This is a genomic window from Clostridium senegalense JC122 (assembly GCF_000285575.1).
Lineage (GTDB): Bacteria > Bacillota > Clostridia > Clostridiales > Clostridiaceae > Clostridium_J > Clostridium_J senegalense.
In genome coordinates this window covers 1-1,156 of sequence record NZ_CAEV01000133.1, presented here as the reverse complement: position 1 = coordinate 1,156, position 1,156 = coordinate 1, and the positions used below count along the sequence as shown (strand labels likewise).

Here is a 1,156-nt window from a genome sequence, read left to right as displayed (position 1 = left end):
ATTATTACTCAACTATTGAAGTAACAACTCCTGATCCTACAGTTCTTCCACCTTCTCTGATCGCGAATCTTAATCCCTCATCCATTGCTACTTGAGTTATTAATTCAACGTTCATGTCGATGTGGTCTCCTGGCATTACCATTTCCATTCCGTCTGGTAATTTGATTGATCCTGTTACGTCAGTTGTTCTGAAGTAGAATTGTGGTCTGTATCCATCAAAGAATGGTGTATGTCTTCCACCTTCTTCTTTTTTAAGTACATATACTTGACCTACGAATTTTTTGTGTGGATTTACTGCTCCTGGTTGAGTTAATACTTGACCTCTTTGGATGTCAGTTCTTTGTATTCCTCTTAATAAAGCTCCGATGTTATCTCCTGCTTCTGCTTGATCTAGAAGTTTTCTGAACATCTCAACTCCTGTACATACAGTTTTTCTTTTCTCTTCGCTTAATCCAACTACTTCAACTTCGTCTCCAACTTTAAGAATTCCAGCTTCAACTCTTCCTGTTGCAACTGTTCCTCTTCCTGTTATTGTGAATACGTCCTCTACTGGCATTAAGAATGCTTTATCTGTAGCTCTTTCTGGTGTTGGGATGTATTCATCTACGTGTCCCATTAATTCCATGATACATGCTGTTGCTTCTGCATCTGTTGGGTTTTCTAATGCTTTTAATGCTGATCCTGTTACTACTGGAATATCATCTCCTGGGAAGTCATATTCGCTTAATAGCTCTCTGATTTCCATTTCAACTAATTCTAATAATTCTGGATCATCTACCATATCTGCTTTGTTTAAGAATACTACTATGTATTGTACTCCAACTCTTGATGCTAGTAGTATGTGCTCTCTTGTTTGTGGCATTGGACCATCTGCTGCTGATACAACTAAGATAGCTCCATCCATTTGTGCTGCTCCTGTGATCATGTTTTTAACATAGTCAGCGTGTCCTGGACAGTCAACGTGTGCATAGTGTCTTGCATCTGTTTCATACTCAACGTGTGCTGTGTTGATTGTGATTCCTCTTTCTTTTTCTTCTGGTGCTTTATCTATTTCGTCATATTTAAATGCCTCTGCGAATCCTCTGTTTGCTAATACTGTTGTGATTGCAGCTGTTAATGTTGTTTTACCGTGGTCAACGTGTCCTATAGTTCCTAT

The 1,156-nt window shown here is 38.7% G+C and carries 1 protein-coding gene; it reads right to left on the bottom strand.

All coding sequences use genetic code 11. The annotated features are described in order from the left end of the window. Positions 1-4: 4 nt before the first annotated feature. Positions 5-1,156, bottom strand: a 1,152-nt coding sequence (tuf, locus tag CSGHG_RS19185; RefSeq protein WP_010291461.1) for an elongation factor Tu, incomplete at its 5' end; no start/stop codon positions are given.